Here is a 21,355-nt window from a genome sequence, read left to right on the forward strand (position 1 = left end):
ATCCCGAACTCAGCAGTGAAACGATGCATCGCCGATGGTAGTGTGGGGTTTCCCCATGTGAGAGTAGGTCATCGTCAAGATTAAATTCCGAAACCCCAATTGCGAAAGCAGTTGGGGTTTTGTTTTGTCCGCAGGAAAGTTTATACAGCATTTGTGGATAGAGTCCGGTTGTCATCTCGGTTCAATTTACACACTCATCCACAACAGGCAGCGAAAACCAGCTTTAGCGCTTTTTGTAACGAGCACCCTCTGTTCAATCCTTGCCAAACGTGGCGGCCGCAATGTCCCACGTCATCAATACCTGAGTGATCGCCGCATCAATCACTTCAATCGAGGTGTCATCCCGAGCGAGGATGGAAATCCCCTGCAGAAAACTGTCAAAAACCGTCGCCAGGGCGGGGGCCGCCGTATTGGCCGGTAACTCACCAGCATTCATTCCCCGCTTGACGCACGCCAAGATCCCCGCACGAGTCCTTGCACGTGACTGGGTGAGGGCTTCGACCACTCGGGCGTTTTCGGGGCTGGGTGCGCTCATTACGCCAAGGGTAACCATGCAACCCTTGGGGTGGCCATCCTCGCACTGCATGCGCGCCGACTGGCGCAGCGCGGTTTCGATGGCTTGGCGTGGTGGCAGTGTTTCGTCCCACAGGCATTGGGTAACTTGAGCGAAGGTCACCAGGTAACGCTGCACGCATTCATCAAACAGGGCTTCCTTTGAGCCGAACGCCGCGTAAAAACTCGGCGCGGAAATTCCGCCGCCGAGTTGTGCTTTCAGCAGAGCGAGGGAGGTGGAGTCATAGCCGTGTTGCCAGAACAATTGCATGGCTTGCTCTACGGCGTCGTCGCGGTCGAAATTGCGGGGGCGGCCCGTTCTTGCCATTTCAGGATTCCTCGGTGAGATGATTTAAATACTAGACGATACATAAGTCGTTGACAACGAGTGGTCGCTGCCATCAGTATTTTATATCGATCGGTATTTAACTCTCAAAATCACTACTCAAGGACTTCCCGTGACGCCTTCACTCACTTTATCGGCAACGCCGAAAAGCCTGCCAATCGGCGCCTTGCTGGCGTTGGCCATGACAGGTTTTATCTGCATAGTCACCGAAACCCTACCTGCCGGCTTGCTGCCGTTGATCAGCGAAGGCCTGGCGATCTCTCCGTCGATGGCCGGCCAGATGGTCACGGCCTATGCGTTGGGCTCGGTGCTGGCGGTCATCCCGATGACCATCGCGACCCGAGGCTGGCGCCGGCGTAACGTGCTGTTGCTGACTATCGTCGGTTTCTTGCTGTTCAATACCATTACGGCGCTGTCCTCTCACTACGGCGTGACGCTGGTGGCGCGCTTCTTCGCTGGCGTATCAGCCGGGTTGGCGTGGAGCTTGTTGGCCGGTTACGCGCGCCGAATGGTCGAGCCCGATCAGCAGGGCAAGGCGTTGGCGCTGGCCATGGTCGGCACACCAATTGCGCTGTCGCTGGGTGTGCCACTCGGTACATGGCTGGGTGGTCTGGTGGGTTGGCGCACCGCGTTTGGCATCATGTCGGGCCTGACGGTGATTCTGATCGTTTGGGTATTGGTGAAAGTACCTGACTACCCACCACAGCCCGCGCACCAACGCATGTCGCTGCGCAGTGTGCTGACCACGCCTGGTGTGCGGCCGGTGCTGGCGGTGGTGATCAGCTGGATGCTCGCGCACAACATCCTCTACACCTACATCGCACCGTTCGTGGCGTCGGCGGGGTTGGAAAGTCGGGTGGATCTGGTGTTGCTGGTCTTCGGGATCGCTGCGCTGGTGGGGATCTGGTTGACGGCGAAACTGGTTGAGCCGCTGTTGCGAAAAACTACACTCGTCAGCCTCGCGGCATTTGCGGCGGTTTGCGTGGTGCTGGGTTTTTCAGGGCGTGTGCCGGAAGTAATCTATATCGCAGTAGCGGTGTGGGGATTGAGCTTTGGCGGCGCCGCGACGTTGCTGCAAACCGCGCTGGCTGATGCTGCCGGCGATGGCGCAGACGTGGCGTTGTCACTGAATGTGGTGGCATGGAATAGCGCAATTGCCGGCAGCGGCGTTGTCGGTGGGGTACTGCTGGATACATGGGGCGTTGCGTCTTTTCCGTGGGCAATGACGCTGCTGGTGGCTGTCGGGTTTGCCATTGTCTGGCGGGCGCGAGGGCATGGCTTCAAGTCGGGGCCGCGTGGACATGGACGGCCGGTGGTTGCCGGGCATTGAGGTCCTGAAGCGCTACCTTTCGAACGTCCCTTGCGCCCGGCGAAGAGGGGCGTCGTCAATGGCAGCGCTTTCTATTCTCAGTCTGAAATGGCTGATCGTTGGCCCGCAGAGATTGGCGGCGTATTTACCTAGCTCGTCGTGGCCTCAGAGCAAACTCCACGAAACCCCGACATAAACTCCCATCCCTTCACCCGGCGTCGACCGCGCCGCATCCAGCCCCTTGTCGTCATACCCCGGCGTGACCGTCGCCGCATAGTGTTTGTTGGTCAAATTGCGCATGTCCACCCAGGTCTGCCAGTCACCCTTCGGCGCGTTGTACCCCAGCGTCGCGCCGAACAGCGCGTACGGATCGGCGTAGTAACTATTGGCGTAATCCACTGCAACTTTCGACACCAGTTGCGTGTTCAAAGCGGCGAAGAAACCCTGCGGCCAGTCGTAGCGCAATTCACCCTGGTAATAATGCATCGGCAACCCCGGCAGGCGGTTATCACCGAAGCGATCATCATCACGGTAGTGGAAATCGCTGAAGGTGTATGCCTGACGCAAACTTAACTGCTGCCCGTCGGCGGAAGACCAGAGTTTGCTGTTCAGGCTGGCTTCGACACCCTGGTGCACGGTGGGGCTGGCGTTGAGCTCATACGGCGTGACCGCGGTGGCGTCTGGCAGCACCGAAAGCAACTCGTGGCGCACTTGCGCGTAGTACCAGGCCAGGCTCCATTCGCCCACGGCGCTGTCGCCACGACCGCCGAGTTCGAGGGTGGTCGCGGTCTGGTTCTGCAGTTCGATCGGGTCTTTTTGCGTACCAGTGGCCGCGCCACTGTTGGCAGGGAAGCGCACGTTGGAGCTGTAGATCAGTGACCACGGGTGTGGCGCTTCGACCGAGCGGCTGAGGTTGCCGAACACTTGCAGATCCGGGGTCACCTGATAGCGCAGACCGAGACGGGGCGCGTAGTCCCAGTCGTTCATGCTGGTTTTGCCTCCGCTCTGCGGATAGGTGACGGCACTTTCGCGGCGGGTGTAGATGGCGGCGAGGCCGGTTGTCAGCCACAGGTCATCGGCGATTTCCAGGTCGTTACCGAAATGCAAAACGGTGTCAGAGCCCTGATAGGTGAAGTTGCGCATGCGCGTGCCCGGTGCGTAGGCGGCGGTGTTGCCGGTGGGGATGCGCACAAACTCACTGGCGCCATCGTTGGGCAGATGTTTGGTCACACGCAGGCCCACATTGCTGCGGCTTTCCATGCCCCACAAAGTGTCGCGGCGCTTGTAGTCGAAGGTGCCGCTGACGTCCGTGTAGGCAACCTTCAGACGATTCGGACCTTCGCGCAGATCCATCGGGTAGTCGTGGTAAACAAGGCCGGTCTGGATGCTGGAATCGTCGTCGATATAGAAGGTGGTCTTGTTGCCGATGAAGGTGCTGCCCGGCTGCTTGCGGCTGTCATCGCGCGACACGTACGCCGGGTTGGCTGCCCGTGGGTCGTGTTCGATGGAGTGCTTGGTCACGCGTCCGGCGAGGTCGTTGTCGGTTTCGCGGTAGCGGATATAGAAGCGGGTTTCCAGGTTCGGGTTGAAGCGATAACCGAAGTTGGCAATCAGGCCTTTGCTTTCGCTGGCGGTGTGATCCTGATAGCCGTCGGCGTTCGCATCGGTCAACGACACGTAGTAATCGAAGTCGCCGAGTACTTGCCCGGAACTGACCTGACGCTGCTGATAACCGTGGCTGCCGGCGGCATAGCGGACTTGCAGTTTCGGCGCGTCGTAGCCGGTATGGCTGACGTAATCGATGGCGCCACCGAGGGCCAGCGAGCCGCGATCGAAGCCGTTGGCGCCGCGCAGCACTTCAACATGGTCGACCCACAATGGTTCGAGCAATTCGTAAGGCGTGCCGCCGGGGCCGGTCAGCGGCAAGCCGTCGAGCATTGTGTAAAGCCCAGAAGCATGAGCGCCTGGCGCACGATTGATGCCCGAGCCGCGAATCGAAATCTTCACACCTTCGTTACCCGCCGACTGCGCATAAACCCCCGGCTGATAGGCCAGCACATCCTGATTGCTCGCCACACGGCCCTGCAGCGGCTGGCGCATGTCGACCACGTTGGTGGCGCCGGGCACTTCGGCCAGGCGCACCTTGGCGTCGTCGACAGCCGCGTCGGTGCCGCTGCGATCCTCGGCGGAAATCAGCACCTGCCCCAACTCCATACCTTGAGCCTGGGCCATGGTCGGGCAAGCGAGGGCCAGCCCCAACAGCGCGGTGGGTAGGGAATTGGGCGACGGCATCGAGAAAACTCCAGACAAGACAGGCACGGGCAATGAACAGTGCGACGTTAGAAAGAACGAAGGAAACACATCACGATTTTGCTTATTGTCCGGGAATGGAAAACAACGCGCCATAAACTAATCTCACGAGTCTGGTTCACAGCAAATTCCCAATCAGTGAGGGCTCGACCATGGCAAAGGACAAGAAGAAAGCCGCAAAGACGCCTGAAACCCCCAGGTTGAAAAACAAGGATTACCTGGAGCAGTTACGCACGCTGCACGTCGAGCTGGTCAAATTGCAGGAGTGGGTTATCGCCAAGGGCGTGAAGGTTTGTATCGTCTTCGAGGGCCGCGATGGTGCGGGGAAGGGCGGGACAATCAAGGCGATCACCGAACGGGTCAGCCCACGGATCTTTCGCGTCGTGGCGCTGCCGGCGCCAACAGAACGCGAGAAAAGTCAGATGTACGTCCAGCGCTACCTGCCACATTTGCCCGCTGCGGGCGAAGTGGTGATCTTCGATCGCAGTTGGTACAACCGCGCGGGCGTCGAACGGGTGATGGGTTTCTGCACCGAAGAGCAAGCCAACAAGTTCCTCAGATCGACGCCGCTGGTCGAGCGCGCAATCGTCGAGTCTGGGGTGATCCTGATCAAATACTGGCTTGAGGTCAGCCCGCAGGAGCAGACACGTCGGCTGGAAGCGCGAATCAACGATGGCCGCAAAACCTGGAAGCTGACGGGGATGGATCTTAAGTCCTACAGCCGTTGGTATGACTACTCACGCGCGCGTGACGAGATGTTCAAGCATACCGACACCAACCACGCCCCTTGGCTGGTGGCCGATTCCAACGACAAACGCCGGGCGCGACTGAACATCATCACTGATCTGTTGAGCCGCATTCCCTATGAGGACGTCGCACACGAGCCGGTCACGCTGCCCAAGCGGCAGAAACCGGGCAAGTACCGTGAACCGGATTATCAGTACAGACGTGTTGCAGACAAGTTCTGACGGCTCGCTCTCGGCCCAAAACCTGTCACCGATTTGTGCCGGTATCGGAAGGCTCACGGGTCAGCCTTCCGCCCGTCGACTGCGCTGAACCACCGCGCCACCGCTTCTTTCTATTAGGGAAGTCCCCCATGAGTTAAACCCTATGTTCGATCAGCGCAAGAAAGAATTACTGGCGGCATGGCGCAAACTGGCGACCCAGTCGCAATCGCAGATGGATCCGGAGCAGCAGTACGACGAACTGCTCAAGGCGGCGGATGAAATGGAGGAGGCGGGGCTGATTACCAGCGCCGAATGGCGGCAGTTGGTTCGGGATACGGGCAGTGTGTTCACCAGCGACACGAGTCACACGCGTAGCTGATCGCGCTCAAACGGTTGACCCGCCTTACAAACCCTCCAGATTCAGGCCGCTCCTGACGCGGCCTTTTTTTGCCTTCGGTTGCTCTGCCTGGCCACTTCTCGACGTTTGCAGCAAACGCATAAACTCGGTTTTGTCGATCGGACGACTCATGAAGTAACCCTGTACTTCATTGCATTGATCAGCCCCCAGAATATCCAGTTGCTCCGCGGTTTCGACGCCTTCAGCAGTGACGGTCAGGCCCATGGCCTTGCCCAGGCCGATGATCGCCTGCACCACCGCCCGATCATTGGCACCACTGCTGATCGAGGCGATGAAGCGCTTGTCGATCTTGATGCCATCGAACGGATACGCGCGCAGATAACCGAGCGATGAGTATCCGGTGCCGAAGTCGTCCATGTTCAGGCGCACGCCCAGCTCTTTAAGAGCGTTCATGGTGGTCAGCGCGCCGTCGGTATCGTTGAGCATGACGTTTTCGGTGATCTCAAGCTCCAGTCGACTGGCCGGGAAGCGAGTGTCGACAAGCACTTCGCGGACATCCTCAACCACGTCGGTCATGGCGAATTGCGCAGGCGACAGATTGACCGATAGCAAAATGTCTTCCGGCCACGTCAGCGCCGTTTCGCAAGCCTCACGCAACACCCAGCGCCCGAGCGGGACGATGAGGTCTGTCTGCTCCGCTAACGAAATAAACAGGTCGGGCCCAAGCAAACCCTTGGTCGGATGCTGCCAGCGCACCAGTGCCTCGACTGAAACGATCTGCTTGCCATCAACTTTGTAACGCGGCTGGTAGTGCAGGATAAACTCGTTGTGCTTGAGCGCATGGCGCAGGTCGTCTTCCATTTGCCGGCGTGTCTGGATCTGGTCGCTCATGTGCGCTTCGAAATAACACCAGGTGTTCTTGCCCTCGGATTTGGCCTGATACAGCGCAATGTCGGCGTAGCGGATCAGCTCGCTGGGGATGTAGCCGTGGCGTCGGCTAAGGGCGATGCCGATGCTGGCGCCGATGTGCAGCGGGTGATGTTCGAAGATCACCGGTTGATGCAGGTTGCCGATCAGGCGGGTGCAGAACTTGTCGATTTCGTTAGGCGTGTCCATGCCATTGAGCACCACGACAAATTCGTCGCCGCCAAGCCTGGCGACGATGTCATCGTCGCGGGTGCATTCACGCAAACGGGCGGCGACTTCTTGCAGCACCGCATCGCCGGCCGGATGGCCGAGCGAATCATTGATCGGTTTGAAGTTGTCCAGATCGATCATCAGCAGCGACAGCGCCGGCGCGTGCTCTCTGAGCATCAGCGCTTCATCCAGATAACGCGCGAGTTTGTTGCGATTGGGCAGCCCGGTCAGGGCATCGTGCATGGACAAGTGCTGGATTTGCGCATGGGCGGCGACCTCGTCGGTGATATCGCTGGCAGTGCCGCGATAACCGATGACGACATGTTTGTCGAAGATAGGGCGAGCCGAAAGACGGCAATGACGTTGCTGGCCGCAATGGTCACGGTAGGTGCAACGCAGGTCGCTGGCGTGACCTTCCTCGTTGAGTTTCTTCAGCCACAGTTCCAGCGGCGTGGTGTCGCAAAACAGCAGTTGACCTATGTCCTGGCCCTGCCAAAGGGTTTGCGGGTAACCAGTCACTTCGCTGAATCGCGCCGACAGATAGGTCAGCGACAGATGTCGGTCGACCTCCCAGATCCAGTCCGAAGCGGCTTCCGCCACCGCACGAAAACGTTCCTCACTGGCTTCCAGGCCAAGGTTGGCGGCTTCCAGTGCAAGGTTGGAGGACTGCATCACCGCAAAACTTTCGTCGACATACCGCGACGAACGCAAAGCGTGGCGGAAGAAGTAGGCGGTCAGTAGCATCAATACCACCATCGTCGCACCGAGGGTGGGCAGCAGTGACCACAATAACTGCTGACCCGGCCGCTCCAGATCGGCTACCAGGCTATAACCGGTGCTGTCCAGCGGCACTCGCGGGCGCGCCGGGTCAAGGGCTTCATCCAGGGCAAGGGTCAGGTTTTTCAAGCCGTAACCGCTGCCGATCTTGCGCAGTTTGGTCGGGGTGAGTTTGTCGACGAACACCAGCACAGAGGTTTCCTGCGCAGTCTTCTGCGGCCGCTCATCGTTAGGCAAAATAACCGCTGCCGACACCAGCGCCGGCCAGCCTTCGAACAGTGAGTAGCGGCTGACGGGTTGGGTCAAGTCGCTTTGGCCTTGCACCTGATCCAGCAGTGAAGTCACGCTGACCTCCACGAACGCCGCGATATCCGTATCGAGCATTTGTCCGCGAACCACGGCGTATTTGGTGCGCTCGCGATCCAGCACGAACACGCCGTCATAGCCGTCAGCGGTGAACAGCGTTTTACCCAGGTTTTGCTCGGTATAGGCCCATTGGGTGTCTACCTGATCGCTCAGACGTTCATAGGCCGTGGTCCAGTAAGCGTAACTGGTGATGTAGTTTTTCGAGGCAGTGATGCGATTTTCGAGGGCGCGAACCGAGTAGAACTCGGTCTTGCGGACTTCTTCCTTATCCAGTCTGTTGGCGATGCCAAGCAACGCAACGGCAGCAGCAATCACTCCAGTGACAAATAGCGCACCCACGGCAACCGCCAGACGCCGGGTGACGATGCTCTGGCGGGGGGGAAGCGGCGCTGCGTAATTGGAAATGTCCATTCGCTCGTCCTTGATCCGCTGTCTTCTGAATCTAGAACAGTGTCGCGGGTGCAATGTTCAGATTCTTCTTCAGGATCATGCTGATCGGAATCTGTAGAAGCGTAGTGAACACCGGGAGACTTTGCTTTTGCCAGTTTGCAACAAGTGACGACTGACCCGCCCAAGCCGCGCCGGATAGGGGATTGTGCGCCGAAGACGGCGTCGCCCCGGTCAGCGGCGAATCCCGAAAGCACAAGACTTCCCGCTCAAAAACCGGATAATGGCCGCCATTCGTTTAGCCGTATTCTGGTAATCCCGCATGGAAATCAAGGTCAACTTTCTCGACAACCTTCGACTTGAAGCCAAGTTCGACGACTTCACGGTGATCGCCGATCAGCCCATCCGCTACAAGGGCGATGGCTCGGCACCGGGGCCGTTCGACTACTTCCTGGCGTCGTCGGCCTTGTGTGCGGCTTACTTTGTGAAGTTGTACTGCGACACGCGCAATATCCCTACGGAGAACATTCGCCTGTCGCAAAACAACATTGTCGACCCGGAAAACCGCTATAACCAGATCTTCAAGATCCAGGTCGAATTGCCGGCCGACATATCTGAAAAGGATCGCTTGGGCATCCTGCGCTCGATCGACCGCTGCACGGTGAAGAAGGTCGTGCAGACCGGCCCGGAATTCATCATCGAAGAAGTCGAGAATCTCGACGCCGATGCCCAGGCCTTGCTGATGCCGCACTCGGGCTCGGAGGCGGGTACCTACATCGCCGGCAAGGACCTGCCGCTGGAGCAGACCATCGCCAACATGTCGGCAATTCTCGCCGACCTGGGCATGAAAATCGAAATCGCTTCGTGGCGCAATATCGTGCCCAATGTGTGGTCGCTGCATATCCGGGACGCGCACTCGCCAATGTGTTTCACCAACGGCAAGGGCGCGACCAAGGAAGGCGCACTGGCGTCTGCGCTGGGTGAATTCATCGAGCGGCTGAACTGCAACTTCTTCTACAACGATCAGTTCTGGGGCGAAGACATCGCCAGCGCAGAATTTGTGCATTATCCGGACGAGCGCTGGTTCCAGCCTGGCCCGAAAGACGAATTGCCGAGCGAGATTCTCGACGAATACTGTCTTGAGATTTACAACCGCGATGGCGAGTTGCGTGGCTCGAACCTCTATGACACCAACTCCGGCAACACTCAGCGTGGCATCTGCTCGCTGCCGTTTGTGCGCCAGTCCGATAATGAAGTGGTGTACTTCCCGTCCAACCTGATCGAAAACCTGTTCCTCAGCAACGGCATGAGCGCCGGCAACACGTTGGCCGAAGCGCAGGTGCAGTGTCTGTCGGAAATCTTCGAGCGCGCGGTCAAACGCGAAATCCTCGAAGGTGAAATGGCGCTGCCGGATGTTCCGCAGGAAGTGCTGGAGAAATACCCGAGCATTCTCGCCGGCATCAAGGGCCTCGAAGAGCAAGGCTTCCCGGTGCTGGTCAAGGATGCGTCGCTGGGCGGTGAGTTTCCGGTGATGTGCGTGACCCTGATGAACCCGCGCACGGGTGGCGTGTTTGCCTCATTCGGCGCGCATCCAAGCCTGGAAGTCGCGCTGGAGCGCAGCCTGACCGAGCTGTTGCAGGGCCGCAGTTTTGAAGGTCTTAACGACCTGCCGCAGCCGACTTTTTCGGGGCAGGCAGTGACCGAACCGAACAACTTTGTTGAACATTTCATCGACTCCAGCGGTGTGGTGTCGTGGCGCTTCTTCAGTGCCAAGGCTGATTTCGAGTTCGTCGAGTGGGACTTCTCCGGTCACGGCGAAAACTCCAATGCCGAAGAAGCCGCAACTCTATTCGGCATCCTCGAAGACATGGGCAAAGAAGTCTACATGGCGGTCTACGAGCACATCGGCGCCAAGGCCTGCCGGATTCTGGTGCCGGGCTACTCGGAAATCTATCCGGTCGAAGACCTGATCTGGGACAACACCAACAAGGCCCTGCAATTTCGCGCCGACATCCTCAACCTGCACAGCCTGAGCAAAGTCGGCCTGCGCAACCTCGCCCAGGGTCTGGAAAAAAGCGAGCTGGACGATTACACCGACATCACCACCCTGATCGGCATCGAGTTCGACGACAACACGCCGTGGGGCAAGCTGACCATCCTTGAGCTGCGCCTGCTGATTTACCTCGCGCTGCAAAAGTTTGATCAGGCGAAAGACCTCGTCGAAGCCTTCCTGCAATACAACGACAACACCGTCGAACGCGGCTTGTTCTACCAAGCGGTGAACGTGGTACTGGAAATGGAGCTGGACGAAGATCTGGAACTGGCCGACTACGAAGCCAACTTCCGCCGCATGTTTGGCAACGAGCGCATGGACGCGGCCATTGGCTCTGTGAACGGCAGCGTGCGTTTCTATGGTTTGACGCCGACGAGCATGAAGCTAGAGGGCCTTGATCGGCATTTGCGCTTGATCGAGAGCTATAAGAAGCTGCATTCGGCGCGGGCGAATGTGAAGGGTTGATCCCCTGAACAGTGCTGTCACGGAAGTAATCTGTGACACCGAATACCTGTGGCGAGTGAGCAAGCTCCCTCGCTACAGTGGCTTAGCGCTTATGCGCAACATCCGCCAACTGCCCGGTATCGACTCGCACAAATACCGAATCACCCACCGCTGTCAGCACGTCGCCCGCAAACACCTCGCAGATCACCCGGGTTTTACGCCCGACCTCACCCTCGACTTTCGCCCGCAAGGTCAGCGCTACGCCCATCGGTGTGGGTTTGATGAACTTGATGCCGAGGTTGCCAGTGACGCAATCGATGCGGGGCAGGGTGCCGGCTTCGCGGTTTTCTGCGCGGTAGTGACAGGCCATCGCCGTCCAGTTGGAATGGCAGTCGACGAGCATCGCGATCAGTCCGCCGTAGACCAGATCCGGCCAGCCGCAGTATTTGGCATCCGGCAGATGCTCGGCGATGACGTGCACTCCGTCTTCATGCCAATGGCTCTTGATGTGCAGGCCGTGGGGGTTGCTGCCGCCGCAGCCGTAGCAAACGCCTTCGGGTGCGGCGCTGTCTTGCAGTGAGGTATCGAGGCTGGACATGGGTGTGGTCATCCTGAAGTAGTGAGCCCGGTCAGGCGAATGCGTCTGAATTCTCGGTCATTCTTCAGGCGTGATCCATGTATCGACAACCCGTCGATCCAGCTCTTCCCAATACGCCATACCCAAAACCCGCGTGGTGTTCAGCCCGCGCAAATAGCCGCGCAACTGATTGGCGGTGTCCCGAATCAGCTGCCGGTCAGCGTCATCCTTGTTCAGCAGGACACTTTCGTACTGGACCAGGTATTCAGCCACGCGATCGCGATATTCGGACAGAACGGCGTCGCGGATCAGGTCAAATGTTCTCAAGGAGGATTCCTCATTCATCTTGTTCTAGTTGTGATCGAGTGTGTAATCAGTCTGCACATTGCGCAACTATCGGTAGAAGTAATAGTGACCATCAATAAACGCAAGTTCTGCTTTGCCGGCGATGGGCGGAAAATCGCCCCATCGAACACGCAGCTCAAGGAATTTGCGCGATGAACATTCTGACTCGACTGGCTCTGGCGGCCCTGCTGATGGGGGCTGTCGCTACACCGACATACGCCGACAATGCCCGGTCGTGTCATTTACAAACCATCACCGGCAGCAGCGCCACGTTGCAGCATTCGCAGACTGTTGGCGTGCTGTACAGCGAAAACACCCTGGACAACCTGCAATACCTTGAGCGTTATCACGACATGGCCATCAACGGCGCGAAAGATGCGCTCGACTCGCGGATTCGCGACGCTTTCGTCGCCAGTTCCGATCCGGAGCTGGCCATCGACTGGTTGATGAGTTCGTTACAACAGCAGTTCTTGTCCGTGACCGTCTACGACAGCCTCGACGCCTTGGTGCAGGCCCATCCCGATGTGGTGGTGAAACTCGACACGTTCAATCGTCTGCTGACCCAACGCAACAATCTGGTCGAAGCGCGTTTTACCGCGAGGTTCTACGACGCTGACTTGCAATACATCGGCAAGGCTGAAGGCGCTGTAGAAAAGCAGATGCCGTCGGTCTGGGTACATAACCAGGCGGCGCCGCAAATTGCCGCGCAGATCGACAAGCAACGTGACTTGCAACTCAACGCATTGAAGCAGTTCGACAACTCGCTCAAGGCGTTGGTCTCGGCAAGCTGAACATCGCAACCCCAATGGCAACGCCGTGAAGCTGAACCGTTGCCGGTTGAACCGAAACTTTATTTTCAGGATTACACCGATGCGTCCTTTATCTGTTTCTGCCATGGCTGTCGCTTCCGTGCTGCTGGCCGGCTGCGCCTCTGCACCGAACGACCCGACCCTGACTTTGCAGACCCGCAAGACGCCTGCGCAATACGCCGATTGCGTCGTGCCCAAGTTGCAGGGCATTGCGCTGAACCCGACCGTCTCGCAGACCCAGCGCAGTTACCGGATCGTGGTGCCGAGCAAGGTTTCGGCGGACAACGTGCTGGAAGCCTACAAGGCTGGCAGCGGCGGCAAGGTGTTCCTTTACGAGCGCCACCTGCTGGCCTCGAACTTCCTGCCATCAAGTTTTGAAAGGGCAGCCCAGGACTGCATCTGACTGCGCCCGTTAACCGTATCTGACAGAGCTCCTTTGGTTGGCCGCAACCAACCAATTTTTTGCCCCGCCCCTTGATTGGGTTGCGGGGTTTTTTTTGCTCGGATTTTGAGGGGGCGAGTCGCGTCGATTTTTTCCGGCATGTTCGGGGGCCACGGGCTCAAACCCATTTGAATTGCGCCGGGAATCTCGCGACAAAACAGGTTCCCGATTCGCGGTCTGAGGTGACGCTCAAGCTGCCGTTATGTGCCGTCGCAATCTGCGAAGCGATGTAAAGGCCCAGGCCCAGTCCTTCGCAGCGCTGCCCGGCTTCGGAGCGGGAGAAGGGCTCGAACAGCAGCGGCATCAACTGCGGCGCAATCGGTGTGCCCTGGTTGGTCAGCGAGATCACAATCTCGTCGTTTTCGGCCCAGGCGTTGAGGATGATCGGTTCACTGGTTGAACCATGGGTGACCGCATTGCCCAGCAGATTGGAGAGCATCTGGCTGATGCGCAACGCATCGCAATAAACACCTGTCGGCACATCCAGCGTATGAATGAACGTTGCCTGCGGATGGGACACCTGAATCTCTTCAAGCGTCATCCGCAGCGTGCGCTGCAAGTCGTCTACCAGTTTTCGCTGCACTGGAATGCCGCCGCCGAGGCGTCCGCGGGCAAAGTCGAGGATGTTTTCTATCAGCACACCCATGCGTACAGAACTGGTGCGGATCGCCGCGATGAAATTGAGCGAACGCTTGTCCTGGGTTTTGGTTTCGAGCAAATCGGCACTCATGCGAATGGCGCTCAGCGGTGTGCGCAGATCATGCCCCAAGACCGCGATGAACTGCTCGCGCAGCCGGCCCATCTCATTGGCACTGTCCAGTTCGGCTTTGGCGGCGTGCAGACGCGTTTGCGTGTCGAGGCTCATGGCGATCAGTTGCGCGAACAGCGTCAGCGTCTTGGCGATGGCCGGTTCGTCGAGATTGGCCGGGACGGAGTCGATCGCACACAGCGTGCCAAAAAAGTCTCCATTGGCTTTGACGATAGGGATGGAGATGTAGCTCTCCAGCCCATAGGTTCTCGGCGTGTGATGCACTGAAAAGAGCGGATGCAGGCTGGCATGGCCGAAGATGACAGGCTGTTTATGCTGGCGGATCTCGTGGCAAATGGTCGATTCGAGGACCAGTTCACCGCCGGGTTTGAGGCCGAAATCGATCGAGTCGTCGACCGCGCACGCCACCCAGTTTTTTTCGGTAACCCGGGCCACCGCCGCGAAACGCATGCCGGTGATGTGCTTGACCATGCTCAGGATGACAGGCACCGCATCAATGCTGCGTATGGCTTCAATGTCTGATGTGAACTCAGGGTTGGTCATGGCGGCGCTTCGAAATAATGTCGTCGAAAGACTATCTCTTATTGCCAGTCATGGCTAATTGGCCCGTCCGAAAAAAGGGCGCCATGGCTTGTCCAGGCGCCCTTGCGTGTGCCGAGGTGAGGGTTACACGACTCAGAACTTGTATTTGGCCGTCAGCATGTAGCTGCGCGGAGTGCCGTAGTTGTCGTTGGAACCCCAGGTGACGTTACTGCCGATGGCGGAGTAGTAAACGCGGTCGAAGATGTTGTTCGCGTTGACCTGCAGGTCGAGGTGTTTGCTGACTTCGTAACCGGCCATCAGGTCGGCGGTCGCGTAGCTGCCCTGTTCGAGACGATAGCTGCTGCCATTGGCGAGTGCGATGTCGTTATACATACGGCTCTGCCAGTAAACGCTGCCACCGACGCGGAGTTTTTCCAGTGGGCCTTGCAGGCGATACATCGTCGAGACCTTGAACAAGTGCTCAGGCGTGTCGCTGTCGAATTTCTGATTGTTGTTGGCCGGGTTTTCGTCCTTGATGTAATGCGCGCGGGTGTAAGTGTAGCCAGCGCCGAGCTGCCAGTTTTCGGTCAGCGCGCCTTGCAGTTCCATGTCGATGCCTTGGCTGCGCACTTTGCCGGACGCGTCATAGCAGGTCATCACCGGGCAACCCAACTGGTTGTCCGCCGTGGTCGAGCGGCCGGTCTGGTCCATCTGAAACACGGCCAGGCTGGCGTTGAGCGCGCCGTTGAAATATTCACCCTTGATGCCGACCTCGTAGTTCTCGCCGACGATGGGCTCCAGCACTTTGCCGGAGAGGTCTTTGCTGGTTTGTGGGGTGAAGATGTCGGTATAGCTGGCATAAACGGAATGGTGGTCATCAAGCTTGTAGATCAGACCGGCATAACGCGTCAGGTTGCGGGTGATTTTATAGTCGCCGTCGGTGGTGCGGTCATCGTAGTCATACCAGTCCAGACGGCTGCCGAGGATCAGCGTCAGCGGATCAGCGAGGCTCAAACGGGTGGTCAGGTAAACCGCATCCTGAGTGGTGACGCTGCGCGTCTTGCCATCACGCACGAAGTTGGGCTTGGGTGCACCGATCGGCCAGGCCGTGGTGTAGGGATCATATTCCTTGGTAGTCGCATCGTAGACGCGATTGCTGGCGCCGACGACCAGCTCGTGGGTGCGGCCGAAGGCCTCGAACGGGCCGCTGGCAAAGCCGTCGAAAGCGTGCTGCTTGTCGGTATGGTGCGATTGATAGGCCGTGGTTTCCAGCGGGCCGGCGTAACGCGACAGGTACGAACCAGAGAATTCGCCGTTCAGCGTTGAGGAGGAGCCGGCTACATGCAGTTTCCAGTCGTTGTCGAAGCGATGCTCGATGTCACCGAAAACGGTGTCGATCTGCAGTTTCTTGTTTTCCCAATCCGTGCCCGGGTAGGTGGAGCGGGGCAGGTCGAGGTGGTGGCCGTTGGTGCCGATCGGCAAGCCGCCCCAGAAATAGTTGGTCTGCTCATTTTGCCGAGAGAAGCCCAGCGTCGCCGTCGTGGCGTCGCTGAGGTCGGCTTCACCGATGGCGTAGAACAGACCGTGATCATTTTGCTCTTTGTCGCGGAAACTGTCGGCGCCCTGATAGGAACCCACTACGCGGCCACGCAATGTGCCGCTTTCGTTGAGCGCGCCGGAGGCGTCGATCTCGCCGCGGTAATCATCCCAACTGCCGGCTGCACCGGTGAGCGTCACTTGCGGGGTTGCCGTCGGGCGTTTGCGCACCATGTTGATCGCTGCCGAAGGGTTGCCGGCACCGGTCACCAGGCCGGTCGCACCACGCACGATTTCAACCCGGTCGAACATCGCCAGATTCGGCTGCACTGCCATCGTGTACGGCTGGTAAGAGCTGGGCAGGCCGTCGTACATGATGTTGTCGATGTCGAAACCGCGGGCGCTGTAATTTTGCCGACCCGGGCCGCTGGATTGATTGAGGAACAACCCCGGCGTGCCCCGCACCACATCGTTGATGCTGGTCATGCCCTGATCATCCATGCGCTGGCGGGTGATGACGGTCACCGCCTGCGGCGTTTCGCGCATGGTCAGCGACAGTTTGGTCGCGGTCTGCATCGGGCCTGTGGTGTAGGACTCAGAACCTTCCGTTGTGCTGCTCATCTGCGTGGCGCCGATTTCGGTCGCACCCAGCTCCAGCGTGGCGGGCGCCGCGGTGTTTTCTGGCGTAGAAGGTGTCGCTTCAGCGGCCAGCGCTGGCGCGACGCCGGCCATGCAAATGGCCATTGCCAACAAGTTAGGCGAAAGGTTCGAACGGCGATAACGGGTATGAAACGACATCAATCTGCTTCCCCAAGGATACTAAAACGAATCTGATGCATATGCGTGTAGGAATTATTCGCATTAGTCTGTCAGATTGATCCCCTCGGAGAAAGCCGTACGAGTCAGTTAGTTAACAAATTTTTCACATCTGGCTTATGACTGAACAGTCATCGCCAGGGAGTGGATGAAGGTGGGGATTAAAAAAAACGGCCGATCAATTTGATTTGATCGGCCGTTTTTAAACCAGAGGAGGGCGTTGCGCGAGTATCAGCTCAAATCTTCAGCCTGATGCCGCTCGGGTACTTGGCTCGCTTCATCGCCCCACGTGCGGTTGACACGCTGTCCACGGATGACGGCAGGCCGTTTGGCGATCTCCTCTGCCCAGCGCTGCACGTGAGTGTATTCATGGGCCGCGAGAAACTCCGCCGCCGAATAAACATTGTTGCGCACCAGTTGGCCGTACCACGGCCAGACCGCGATGTCGGCGATGGTGTAGCTGTCGCCGGCCAGGTACGGGCTCTCGGCCAGACGCCGATCGAGCACATCGAGCTGCCGCTTGGCCTCCATCGTGAACCGATTGATCGGGTATTCCAGTTTCTCCGGCGCATAGGCATAGAAATGTCCGAACCCGCCGCCCAGATACGGCGCCGAGCCCATCTGCCAGAATAGCCAGTTCAGGGTTTCGGTGCGTCCAGCCGGATCTTCAGGCAGGAAGGCGCCGAACTTTTCCGCGAGATACAGCAGGATCGAGCCCGACTCGAACACCCGAATCGGTGGCTCGACACTGCGGTCGAGCAGCGCAGGAATTTTCGAGTTGGGATTGATCTCGACAAATCCGCTGGAGAACTGATCGCCCTCGCCAATGCGGATCAGCCACGCATCGTACTCGGCGGCGCTGTGGCCCAGCGCCAGCAACTCCTCGAGCAGGATGGTCACCTTCACCCCATTGGGCGTGGCCAGCGAGTAGAGCTGCAGCGGATGCGTGCCAACCGGCAGCGTTTTCTCGTGCGTCGGCCCGGCAATCGGACGATTGATGCTGGCAAACTGGCCGCCGGACGCTGCTGCGTTTTTCCAGACTTTGGGCGGAATGTAGACTGTGTTGCTCATGAAACAGACCTCATCGTGGCTGGCTGAGAATAGAGGGACACCGTAGAGAAAGATGTCGTTTCATTCAATGCTTGAGGATTGGCGCTGTGGCCAGTGATCCTGAATGTCATACCAGGATGCTTTGGACAATACCTCGACATGCTTCTGTTTATCACTGGTGAAAGGCGTATCCAGCGTCCCCAGCGCTATCGAAATCCAGTCGGCGAATTCGCCCTGGCGGCGTGACCAGAACAACGAAGAGCCGCAGTGAAAGCAGAATTGGCGCAGTACTGATTCCGAAGAACGGTAGGCCTTGATGTCGTCGGCGCCTTGCAGCAATTGCAGATCCGCACTCGGCACGCTGCCAGGTCTTTCGTCTTGGGGCCAGCTAGTGGCTTTTACTTTCAGGGGATAGAATCCCGGCCTTTCACCCACATGGATGCTGGCGTTGTCGACTGACACTGCCAGGCGATTGGATTTTAAGGATAAAGCCTGCAATGCGACGTCAGTTCCACCTCAAAAAAATTTCATTTGTCGCCGTTATCGCACTGACGCTCTCTGGTTGTGTCGGGGTTTCCGTTTCAACGCGTAAACCGGGATATCAATACGAACAAGCGGACAGTGGCGAGACCTACCGAGAATGGTGCGGTGTCACGCTTTGGGCAGTTATTGTGCCTATCCCCTTGAAGTTGCCTGTCTGCAAGATGCGTAGTGGAGAGACCTTCGTAACGCCCATGTACGCCTGCGGGCCCCTGATGATCTTGGGACCTATCGTTCATGGTTATCAGGGAAATGCCCTATGTGGTGTGTTTCCGAATTGATGATGAATGTTTGCTCGTTCAATTGGGTGTTTCTTGACTCACCTGCAGAAACTCGCTGATCAGCGTAATAACCTGTTGTTGGATCACCTCACGCGTACGTCCACCCTCGCCATCGGTGCAGATGATGCCATCACCGGGCACGTCCTCTTCGAGCATGGCCATCGCCCCCGGTTTGCACAGCGACAGAAAGCTGAAATGACTGGCATCGCCAATTTCAACGTACTGGCTCGACGTTTTCGGCAGACGCTTGGCCAGGTCGGCGGACTCCAACTCGGCCGGCAGATCTTCAGACGGCACGCCCGCTGCGATCACCAACACCGGCACCGGCACCGCTGCAAGGCTGGCATCCGTGAAGCCGCGTGACAAACCCAGGTCCAATGCCACCACGGCAGTGACGCGCGTGTCGCGCAAATCGGCGGCAAGTCGGGCTTTTGATGCCGGGTTGCTTGCGGGATTCATGGTTTGGTAAACGCCGCAACTGGCTAACTTCTGATGAGCGCTGCACTCGCGGGCAAACCGGTCCGGGTCGAAACGCGCGCCGGCGATTTCCATTGCAGTCCAGCCGCCAAGTGAATGACCGATAACGGCAATACGCCGCGTCGCGACTGCACCAAATTTTGCCGGTTGAGCCGTCACCGCATCGATGGCCCGGCCAATGTCCGCAGGACGCTGCCATAACTGCGCCGCCGCTTGCGGGCTACGGTCATGAGTGGTGCTGCCGGGATGATTGACCGCCGCAACGATGTAACCCTGATGCGCCAGCGCGCTGGCTAGCCATGCCTGGTTAGTCCAATTGCCGCGATACCCGTGGGAAAGCACCACCAATGGGTGTTCGCCTTCCGCCGGTGGTGCGTTTTCGACAGACATAACACCGACAAAAGCCGGATTGTCGGCGATCAACTTGGGGGCAGTGGTGGTTACACGAGAAGGGTACCAAACGACCATTTCCAACGGACGGATGTTGTCCGCGTCAGGCAGTGTAGAGCGCTGGAAACCGATAGGCGTGTCGTCAGCGAATGCGTGGGTGGTCAGGCAGAGCAGGAGCAGGAGCAGGGCGCAGAAAGCCTTTTTCATTGTTTTTATCTTCCATGATGAGCCTCGATTGGCGATGTGGACTTTGCCTTAGTCCGCATGTTTCAGCGAGTATCTTCTAGCGCCCCGATGACACCTGTTCCATCGGCCAGCGCAGCTTCAAATGTTCGATTAGATAGTCCATGAAGGCTTTGACCTTCGGCGTCATCGCCGCGCGTTCCTGCACGCAGGCGTAAATCTCCATGGGTTCGACAACGGCATGTTCTGCGCCGTGACGGGTTTCGAACAGCGGCAGCAGTTGACCGCTGGCGATGTAAGGCGCCGCCACGAACTCCGCCAGACGCGTAATGCCGGCGCCGCTGATTGCCATCTGCGCCAGTGCGTCGATGTCGTCGCTGATCGCCGTGGCATTGATGTTGGCCTCGTAACGCTGGCCGTCGCGCAGAAAACTCCAGCGCAGAAATCGCCCATCCAGGGGATAACGAAACGCCAGGCATGCATGGTTTTGCAGGTCGTGCGGTGATTGCGGCACGCCTGCGCGTTCGAGATAGGCGGGAGCGGCGCACAGGATGAAGGGCAGCGAAACGATCTTGCGCGCGACAATGCTTTCTTCCAGTTGCGGCTTGATCCGCAGGCTCAGATCGATGCCGTCCTGGATATGGTTGATCTTGCCGTCCGTGGTCGACAGCTCAAGCAGCAGATTTGGATGCTGTGCGGCGAAACCGGCGATCAGTGGTGCGAGCACATGCCGGCCGAATGCAGAGGTAGAAGCGATGCTCAGTCGCCCCTGCAATTGGGTTTCTTCATTACTGATTGAGCTTTGCGCCGACTCCAGATCCGCCGCGATGCGTTTGACCTTTTCGTAGTACACCGCGCCGTTTTCAGTCAGCGCCATGCTTCGCGTCGTGCGTTGCAGCAAGCGCACGCCGAGATGCGCCTCCAGGCGATTGATCGTCTGGCTCACCGCCGCTGCACTGACGCCCAGGATTTTGGCAGCACCGACAATGGAGCCCGATTCGACCACTTTGATAAAACTGGCAATCGCCGCTAACAGATTCATCCTTGGCCTGCCGATAAGAGGATTCGTAAGTAATGCTTTATAAAGTACCTGCGATTGGTCGTCTAGTTGAGGGCAATCGGCTTTGCTAAGGTGCCCGCTCCCTGTCAATGGATGCAAAAGCCATATGAATCAAAGAACAAGCTCCGACGCCCTGTATGTCAGCCGCCGCAAGCTGTCAGCACGTGCCACGCCCTACGTGTTTGCGTTGTACATGGCGACGATCATGGCGTTTCTGATGTCGCTGGTAATCACCGCCGCCAATTCCGGAATTGATAACGACTACCTGAGTAATGCGCTGCACGCATACAAACTGGCGATGCCGGTGGCATTCCTGTGCATCCTCTTCGTTCGGCCCATCGTGATCAAACTGGTGGCGATGACGGTGCATCCGCATCGTTGAAGTCGCGTTTTTCCTGAACCCACTCAGGGGGTTAGGGCCGCTTCGCGACCCAGCTGGAGCAAGCTCCCTCGCCACAGGGTGGGTGGCTCTGTCGTTCAGCCTCATGGGAAAAACAATCGAAACTTCGCCACCAACCCGACTGTCCAGACCCTTACAACTTCCGGCGGATGCGCTGCCGGAAAGCTTCATG

19 protein-coding genes and 1 rRNA gene are annotated in these 21,355 nt (G+C 58.3%); 9 read left to right on the forward strand and 11 right to left on the reverse strand.

The window, feature by feature from the left end:
* A 5S ribosomal RNA gene (gene rrf / locus ICA16_RS28580) occupies positions 1–80 on the forward strand; the annotation flags it as partial.
* 173 nt (positions 81–253) lie between these two features.
* Here rrf and ICA16_RS26675 read toward each other — a convergent pair.
* Positions 254–880, reverse strand: a complete 627-nt coding sequence (locus ICA16_RS26675; RefSeq protein ID WP_210702034.1) for a TetR/AcrR family transcriptional regulator — start codon at positions 878–880, stop codon at positions 254–256.
* Between the two features lie 130 nt (positions 881–1,010).
* Here ICA16_RS26675 and ICA16_RS26680 point away from each other — a divergent pair, with 130 nt between their 5' ends.
* On the forward strand, positions 1,011–2,228 hold the full coding sequence (locus ICA16_RS26680; protein ID WP_210702035.1) for an MFS transporter: 1,218 nt from the start codon (positions 1,011–1,013) through the stop codon (positions 2,226–2,228).
* 144 nt (positions 2,229–2,372) lie between these two features.
* Here ICA16_RS26680 and ICA16_RS26685 read toward each other — a convergent pair whose 3' ends face one another.
* A complete protein-coding gene (locus ICA16_RS26685) occupies positions 2,373–4,499 on the reverse strand; it encodes a TonB-dependent receptor family protein (protein WP_210554606.1) in 2,127 nt (708 codons plus the stop codon).
* A gap of 170 nt (positions 4,500–4,669) precedes the next feature.
* Here ICA16_RS26685 and ppk2 point away from each other — a divergent pair, with 170 nt between their 5' ends.
* Both ppk2 and ICA16_RS26695 read left to right on the forward strand, forming a co-directional pair.
* A complete protein-coding gene (ppk2, locus tag ICA16_RS26690) occupies positions 4,670–5,485 on the forward strand; it encodes a polyphosphate kinase 2 (protein WP_210554607.1) in 816 nt (271 codons plus the stop codon).
* Positions 5,486–5,627: 142 nt separating this feature from the next.
* Complete coding sequence (locus ICA16_RS26695) at positions 5,628–5,843, forward strand: hypothetical protein (protein WP_210702036.1); 216 nt, start codon at positions 5,628–5,630, stop codon at positions 5,841–5,843.
* Between the two features lie 24 nt (positions 5,844–5,867).
* Here ICA16_RS26695 and ICA16_RS26700 read toward each other — a convergent pair whose 3' ends face one another.
* Positions 5,868–8,513: a bifunctional diguanylate cyclase/phosphodiesterase gene (locus ICA16_RS26700; RefSeq protein WP_210702037.1), complete on the reverse strand. Its 2,646-nt coding sequence runs from the start codon at positions 8,511–8,513 to the stop codon at positions 5,868–5,870.
* 298 nt (positions 8,514–8,811) lie between these two features.
* On the opposite strand from ICA16_RS26700, the gene ICA16_RS26705 reads away from it, so the two are divergent.
* Positions 8,812–11,007, forward strand: coding sequence for an OsmC domain/YcaO domain-containing protein (locus ICA16_RS26705; protein WP_210702038.1), 2,196 nt, complete (start codon positions 8,812–8,814; stop codon positions 11,005–11,007).
* 82 nt (positions 11,008–11,089) lie between these two features.
* On the opposite strand, the gene ICA16_RS26710 is transcribed toward ICA16_RS26705, so the two are convergent.
* Both ICA16_RS26710 and ICA16_RS26715 read right to left on the reverse strand, forming a co-directional pair.
* Entirely contained in the window at positions 11,090–11,584 is a 495-nt protein-coding gene (locus ICA16_RS26710; RefSeq protein WP_150615835.1) for a PaaI family thioesterase, read from the reverse strand.
* A gap of 57 nt (positions 11,585–11,641) precedes the next feature.
* Positions 11,642–11,890: a hypothetical protein gene (locus tag ICA16_RS26715; RefSeq protein ID WP_150603264.1), complete on the reverse strand. Its 249-nt coding sequence runs from the start codon at positions 11,888–11,890 to the stop codon at positions 11,642–11,644.
* A 170-nt stretch (positions 11,891–12,060) separates the two neighbouring features.
* Between ICA16_RS26715 and ICA16_RS26720 the strand changes: the two genes are divergently transcribed.
* Both ICA16_RS26720 and ICA16_RS26725 read left to right on the forward strand, forming a co-directional pair.
* Complete coding sequence (locus tag ICA16_RS26720) at positions 12,061–12,699, forward strand: ATPase (RefSeq protein ID WP_210554610.1); 639 nt, start codon at positions 12,061–12,063, stop codon at positions 12,697–12,699.
* A gap of 79 nt (positions 12,700–12,778) precedes the next feature.
* The gene (locus tag ICA16_RS26725; RefSeq protein WP_150615833.1) at positions 12,779–13,120 is read left to right on the forward strand and encodes a YajG family lipoprotein; all 342 of its coding nucleotides are present in this window, start codon (positions 12,779–12,781) and stop codon (positions 13,118–13,120) included.
* A 157-nt stretch (positions 13,121–13,277) separates the two neighbouring features.
* Here ICA16_RS26725 and ICA16_RS26730 read toward each other — a convergent pair whose 3' ends face one another.
* From ICA16_RS26730 to ICA16_RS26745, 4 genes are all read right to left on the reverse strand, one after another.
* On the reverse strand, positions 13,278–14,471 hold the full coding sequence (locus tag ICA16_RS26730) for a GAF domain-containing sensor histidine kinase (protein WP_150615832.1): 1,194 nt from the start codon (positions 14,469–14,471) through the stop codon (positions 13,278–13,280).
* Positions 14,472–14,603: 132 nt separating this feature from the next.
* Positions 14,604–16,784, reverse strand: coding sequence for a TonB-dependent siderophore receptor (locus ICA16_RS26735; protein ID WP_210702039.1), 2,181 nt, complete (start codon positions 16,782–16,784; stop codon positions 14,604–14,606).
* A gap of 249 nt (positions 16,785–17,033) precedes the next feature.
* The gene (gene yghU, locus ICA16_RS26740; RefSeq protein WP_210702040.1) at positions 17,034–17,873 is read right to left on the reverse strand and encodes a glutathione-dependent disulfide-bond oxidoreductase; all 840 of its coding nucleotides are present in this window, start codon (positions 17,871–17,873) and stop codon (positions 17,034–17,036) included.
* A 60-nt stretch (positions 17,874–17,933) separates the two neighbouring features.
* On the reverse strand, positions 17,934–18,350 hold the full coding sequence (locus tag ICA16_RS26745; protein ID WP_210702041.1) for a GFA family protein: 417 nt from the start codon (positions 18,348–18,350) through the stop codon (positions 17,934–17,936).
* On the opposite strand from ICA16_RS26745, the gene ICA16_RS26750 reads away from it, so the two are divergent.
* Complete coding sequence (locus ICA16_RS26750; protein ID WP_210702042.1) at positions 18,350–18,673, forward strand: hypothetical protein; 324 nt, start codon at positions 18,350–18,352, stop codon at positions 18,671–18,673. The two genes, ICA16_RS26745 and ICA16_RS26750, sit on opposite strands and share 1 nt — an antisense overlap.
* A gap of 18 nt (positions 18,674–18,691) precedes the next feature.
* Here ICA16_RS26750 and ICA16_RS26755 read toward each other — a convergent pair whose 3' ends face one another.
* Both ICA16_RS26755 and ICA16_RS26760 read right to left on the reverse strand, forming a co-directional pair.
* The gene (locus tag ICA16_RS26755) at positions 18,692–19,747 is read right to left on the reverse strand and encodes an alpha/beta hydrolase family protein (RefSeq protein WP_210702043.1); all 1,056 of its coding nucleotides are present in this window, start codon (positions 19,745–19,747) and stop codon (positions 18,692–18,694) included.
* A 76-nt stretch (positions 19,748–19,823) separates the two neighbouring features.
* The gene (locus ICA16_RS26760; RefSeq protein ID WP_210702044.1) at positions 19,824–20,765 is read right to left on the reverse strand and encodes a LysR family transcriptional regulator; all 942 of its coding nucleotides are present in this window, start codon (positions 20,763–20,765) and stop codon (positions 19,824–19,826) included.
* Between the two features lie 124 nt (positions 20,766–20,889).
* Here ICA16_RS26760 and ICA16_RS26765 point away from each other — a divergent pair, with 124 nt between their 5' ends.
* Positions 20,890–21,165 carry a DUF2798 domain-containing protein gene (locus ICA16_RS26765; protein WP_210554615.1) on the forward strand — a complete coding sequence of 92 codons (276 nt, stop codon included), beginning with the start codon at positions 20,890–20,892 and terminating at the stop codon, positions 21,163–21,165.
* The last annotated feature ends 190 nt before the right edge of the window (positions 21,166–21,355 follow it).

This window comes from Pseudomonas anatoliensis (genome assembly GCF_017976235.1).
Classification (GTDB): Bacteria; Pseudomonadota; Gammaproteobacteria; order Pseudomonadales; family Pseudomonadaceae; genus Aquipseudomonas; species Aquipseudomonas anatoliensis.

Coding starts and splice junctions, on each gene's coding strand:
- ICA16_RS26735 (WP_210702039.1), bottom strand. CDS start 16,784: ATGTCGTTTCATACCCGTTATCGCCGTTCGAACCTTTCGCCTAACTTG.
- ppk2 (WP_210554607.1), top strand. CDS start 4,670: ATGGCAAAGGACAAGAAGAAAGCCGCAAAGACGCCTGAAACCCCCAGG.
- ICA16_RS26750 (WP_210702042.1), top strand. CDS start 18,350: ATGCGACGTCAGTTCCACCTCAAAAAAATTTCATTTGTCGCCGTTATC.
- ICA16_RS26705 (WP_210702038.1), top strand. CDS start 8,812: ATGGAAATCAAGGTCAACTTTCTCGACAACCTTCGACTTGAAGCCAAG.
- ICA16_RS26695 (WP_210702036.1), top strand. CDS start 5,628: ATGTTCGATCAGCGCAAGAAAGAATTACTGGCGGCATGGCGCAAACTG.
- ICA16_RS26720 (WP_210554610.1), top strand. CDS start 12,061: ATGAACATTCTGACTCGACTGGCTCTGGCGGCCCTGCTGATGGGGGCT.
- ICA16_RS26730 (WP_150615832.1), bottom strand. CDS start 14,471: ATGACCAACCCTGAGTTCACATCAGACATTGAAGCCATACGCAGCATT.
- ICA16_RS26685 (WP_210554606.1), bottom strand. CDS start 4,499: ATGCCGTCGCCCAATTCCCTACCCACCGCGCTGTTGGGGCTGGCCCTC.
- ICA16_RS26760 (WP_210702044.1), bottom strand. CDS start 20,765: ATGAATCTGTTAGCGGCGATTGCCAGTTTTATCAAAGTGGTCGAATCG.
- ICA16_RS26675 (WP_210702034.1), bottom strand. CDS start 880: ATGGCAAGAACGGGCCGCCCCCGCAATTTCGACCGCGACGACGCCGTA.
- ICA16_RS26765 (WP_210554615.1), top strand. CDS start 20,890: ATGAATCAAAGAACAAGCTCCGACGCCCTGTATGTCAGCCGCCGCAAG.
- yghU (WP_210702040.1), bottom strand. CDS start 17,873: ATGAGCAACACAGTCTACATTCCGCCCAAAGTCTGGAAAAACGCAGCA.
- ICA16_RS26755 (WP_210702043.1), bottom strand. CDS start 19,747: ATGAAAAAGGCTTTCTGCGCCCTGCTCCTGCTCCTGCTCTGCCTGACC.
- ICA16_RS26700 (WP_210702037.1), bottom strand. CDS start 8,513: ATGGACATTTCCAATTACGCAGCGCCGCTTCCCCCCCGCCAGAGCATC.
- ICA16_RS26710 (WP_150615835.1), bottom strand. CDS start 11,584: ATGTCCAGCCTCGATACCTCACTGCAAGACAGCGCCGCACCCGAAGGC.
- ICA16_RS26725 (WP_150615833.1), top strand. CDS start 12,779: ATGCGTCCTTTATCTGTTTCTGCCATGGCTGTCGCTTCCGTGCTGCTG.